The sequence below is a fragment of the Desmonostoc vinosum genome (assembly GCF_059505385.1).
Map to the genome: position 1 here is coordinate 1 of NZ_JCACKM010000303.1, position 3,711 is coordinate 3,711.

Here is a 3,711-nt window from a genome sequence, read left to right on the forward strand (position 1 = left end):
ATTGGAATCCCCGTGAAGCAAGAATCTCCGAATTTCTAATTCCGGGAGTGTCAAATTGAGAGTATGAGAGTGTTGTGCATGATTTTTTGTTGCCATGAAAATTTATAGACTCTTAATTTAATTTCTAAAAAACCAAAAGGTTGATTCCCCACTCCCTACTCCCCGTAGGCTGAGCGAAGTCGAAGCCTACTCCCTAGCTACACAAATAATTTCATGAATCAAGTTAAATTCCCATATGGGCGTTTATTGCTGCCAGTTTTGCTATTAACTACAGCAGCTTGCAACCAAACTCGCGCCTCTTTAGATGCTGCTACATCACAACCTCCTGAGTCCTCGCCCCAACTGGCACAGAATCTCACACAGCCAAAAAATATTATTCGTACTGAAACACTCACACCTACACCCATCCGCATTAACCTGAAGGATTTACCAGCACCTTTCACTACAGAAAGTGCCTCTAAGCCTCCGGAAGTAGTGTCTATTCCCAAAAACCCCGTGCTACGTGTGCCACGAGGATTTACTGTCAAGGTCTTTGCTGAAGGTTTGGATGCCCCCCGCTGGTTGGCTTTAACCCCCGATGGTGATGTGTTGGTGACGGAAACGAGACAAAATCGTATTCGTTTGTTGCGTGACAGTAACGGCGATGGTGTTGCTGATGTTAAAGAAACCTTTGCTAGTAAGGCAAACGGACTCAATAGACCCTTTGGGATGGCTTTTGCTGATAATGCTTTTTTCTTAGGTAACACAGACGCTGTAGTGCGTTTTCCTTATACTCAAGGTCAAAATCAGATTAAGGGTCAAGGGAAAAAAATTGCCAACTTGCCTGCTGAAGGATATAACAACCATTGGACGCGTAATGTTGTTGTTTCACCCGATCGCAATAAATTATATGTTTCTATTGGTTCAGGCACCAATGTAGATGAAGAACCCTTACCACGGGCGGCTGTGCAGGTCATGAATTTAGATGGTTCACAGCCGCAGATTTTTGCTTTTGGCTTGCGTAACCCAGTTGGTCTGGATTTTCACCCCACAACTAAGGAACTTTACACCACTGTTAACGAACGGGATGGCATTGGTGATGATTTAGTGCCAGATTACTTAACACGTATTCAAAAGGGAGAATTTTATGGCTGGCCTTATGCTTATCTCACATCAAGTAACCTCGACCCACGTCAAAAGACAAACGGCAAAAGTAAACGTCCCGACTTGGTAGCCCGCACCCGCACGCCGGATGTGTTGTTCCAGTCGCACTCAGCAGCTTTGGGTTTGCAGTTTTATGATGGTCAGACTTTTCCAGAAAAATATCGTAATGGTGCTTTTGTAGCTTTTCGTGGTTCTTGGAATCGCGATCGCGGTACTGGATATAAAATTGTATTTACTCCCTTTGATGCTCAAGGAAGACCACAAGGGTATTACGAAGACTTTCTCACAGGATTTTTGCTTAATCCTTCTACACCAACTACTTGGGGGCGACCCGTTGGTTTACTCACATTGCCTGATGGCAGTCTATTAGTAACAGAAGAAGCCAATGACCGGATTTATCGAATTCAGTATACAGGGAGTTAATAAGCAATTCGCAATGACGCTCGTTCCGATGCAGAACAAAGTCATATAACAAAAGATTTTTAACCCTGTTCCCTAATTTTAGTTATTGATTTGAGTAATTTAGTTATGTCTCAAAACGAAGAGAATAATCAATCAAATATCGGTGAACCTTCTTCGCATTCTGGTGAACGATATTGGGGTTACGTTGAGGTTATAGAAGAGGGAGACACTTATAGAATTAGTCGTGTTGAAATCAAGCCCAGACACGGCATTAAACCACAGATTCATTATCATCGCAATGAGCATTGGGTGGTAGTTTCGGGCGTAGCCAAGGTGACTTGTGGCGACCAAGAAATATTATTAAATCGCAACCAATCAACCTATGTACCAGCAGCAACATTACACAAAGTAGAAAATCCTGGGCAGATTCCGTTAGTAATTTTGGAAATCCAAAATGGCGAGTATTTAGGTGAAGATGATACAGAACGCCCTTACGATTTAAATTTAGTCAAACCCAATTAAAACCATCCTTCTTGTTCTAATGTTTCAATTAATTGCAAGCCACGGGGATCACCTACTCCTAAAAGTGAGGCTTTGGCGTCTTCTCGGACTCCCAAGTCTTCGTCTTCGGCAAAGGCTTGAATTAAAGCGTCGATCGCTGTAGCATAAACGACATTAGAAGGTAGTTCGCGACATAGTTGTCCAATTGCCCAGGCGCAGTTACTCCGCACGGCGGCTACAGGGTCTTGGACTAGGGCTTCAATTAGGGGTGGTATGGCTCCGACAACGACTTCATAACTCACCTCTGCCATCTGTGCTAAGGCGGTGGCAGCCCACAAACGGACTGCGGAGATATCAGTTTTTAAAGCATCGGCGAGGGGTGCTAGAGAACGGCGATCGCGACAGTTTCCTAAAGCCCAAACTACACCTTTACGTACATAACCATTCCAGTCTTGGTTTAGCTGGTTAATCAACGGCTCTACAGCATCTGTACTAGGATTGCGACCTATACCATATGCAGCACTCACTCTAACTAGAGGGCAGGTATCAGTTAGCAAGCGAATTAAATGGGGAGTAGCACGTTTATCTTCAATATCACAAAAAGCACGCGCTGCCAACATCCTTTGCTGGGGCTGAGGATTTTCTAGGAGGGCTAGCATCTCTTCTGGATCGGGTTTTGCCACCTCTGACTCAGCAGTTAGTGGCTCTATTTTATCTAGAGGGCTTTCTAGCTCCACCTCGACATCGAGTAGGCTTAGGTCATCTTCATCATACATATTTAATATTAATCCCTAGTTGGGATCACCACATAACCCTCATCCGAAAAGTTAAGGACTGAGATGTATTAGTTCAACTATGGTGTGATTTTATCAAAAAAGCGCATCGCCTTCATGTTTTGGGGAGTAGGGAATGCTGACAGGTGTAGGTTTTTAATATTTTGCGTTGTGTGTACTAGGAATTTACGAATTACGAATTACGAATGTAGCGGCTTGATCATCCATAGGGATTGGGTTTGATAACCTAATTGACTATAAAGATTCAAGGCGGGTGTATTTGATTGGAAGACTTGTAAGCCAATTTGGCGATCGCCTCTTTGCATTGCCCAAGTTTCTAGATATTTCATCAAAGCTGTACCAATGCCCCGCCGCCGATGTTCTGGTACAACGTAAAGCAGAAAAATGTGAGCATGGCGATCGCCTTGTACTTGGTCTATGGCATTACCCGCCCAGAGACAGGCGATGGGGGATGAGGGGGAAGACGCGGAGAGAGGGAGACGCGGTGAGTCCAGTGTTGTGGGAGGGTTTCCCTCCGCAGACAACTGGCGAACCCGTAAGGGGGACGCGGAGAAATTTTCATTTAAATTCCCCGCGTCCCCCTGTCCCCGCGTCCCCGTGTCTTCTTCCCCGTGTCCCCGCGTCCCCGTGTCTTCTTCTACCCACCATAAAGGTGTGTCGCGAGAGAAGTATTGCTCAACGGTGCGTGCAAGGTGAGAAAAGTCTTGTGTGGGAAACATATCTTGGTATGTTCGCTGCATGAATTTTACCAGCAGCGCCCGATCTAAGGTAGAGCCACGACGAATACTATAGCCTGGGAGGAGGAAGTTCAAAGATTGGGGATTGGGGATTGGGGACTGGGGACTGGGGACTGGGGACTGGGGACTGGGGA

General features: G+C 45.4%; 4 protein-coding genes. 2 read left to right on the forward strand and 2 right to left on the reverse strand.

What is annotated here, in order from left to right; genetic code table 11:
- Positions 1–213: 213 nt before the first annotated feature.
- On the forward strand, positions 214–1,566 hold the full coding sequence (locus AC5JMF_RS31255; protein ID WP_495799595.1) for a PQQ-dependent sugar dehydrogenase: 1,353 nt from the start codon (positions 214–216) through the stop codon (positions 1,564–1,566).
- 105 nt (positions 1,567–1,671) lie between these two features.
- A complete protein-coding gene (locus AC5JMF_RS31260; protein ID WP_495799596.1) occupies positions 1,672–2,067 on the forward strand; it encodes a phosphomannose isomerase type II C-terminal cupin domain in 396 nt (131 codons plus the stop codon).
- Here the strand turns inward: AC5JMF_RS31260 and AC5JMF_RS31265 are convergent.
- Together AC5JMF_RS31265 and AC5JMF_RS31270 are read right to left on the reverse strand one after the other, a co-directional pair.
- Positions 2,064–2,822 carry a HEAT repeat domain-containing protein gene (locus AC5JMF_RS31265; RefSeq protein ID WP_495799597.1) on the reverse strand — a complete coding sequence of 253 codons (759 nt, stop codon included), beginning with the start codon at positions 2,820–2,822 and terminating at the stop codon, positions 2,064–2,066. The two genes, AC5JMF_RS31260 and AC5JMF_RS31265, sit on opposite strands and share 4 nt — an antisense overlap.
- A gap of 197 nt (positions 2,823–3,019) precedes the next feature.
- A complete protein-coding gene (locus tag AC5JMF_RS31270) occupies positions 3,020–3,652 on the reverse strand; it encodes a GNAT family N-acetyltransferase (RefSeq protein WP_495799598.1) in 633 nt (210 codons plus the stop codon).
- Between the last annotated feature and the right edge of the window lie 59 nt (positions 3,653–3,711).

Coding starts and splice junctions, on each gene's coding strand:
- AC5JMF_RS31255 (WP_495799595.1), top strand. CDS start 214: ATGAATCAAGTTAAATTCCCATATGGGCGTTTATTGCTGCCAGTTTTG.
- AC5JMF_RS31260 (WP_495799596.1), top strand. CDS start 1,672: ATGTCTCAAAACGAAGAGAATAATCAATCAAATATCGGTGAACCTTCT.
- AC5JMF_RS31265 (WP_495799597.1), bottom strand. CDS start 2,822: ATGTATGATGAAGATGACCTAAGCCTACTCGATGTCGAGGTGGAGCTA.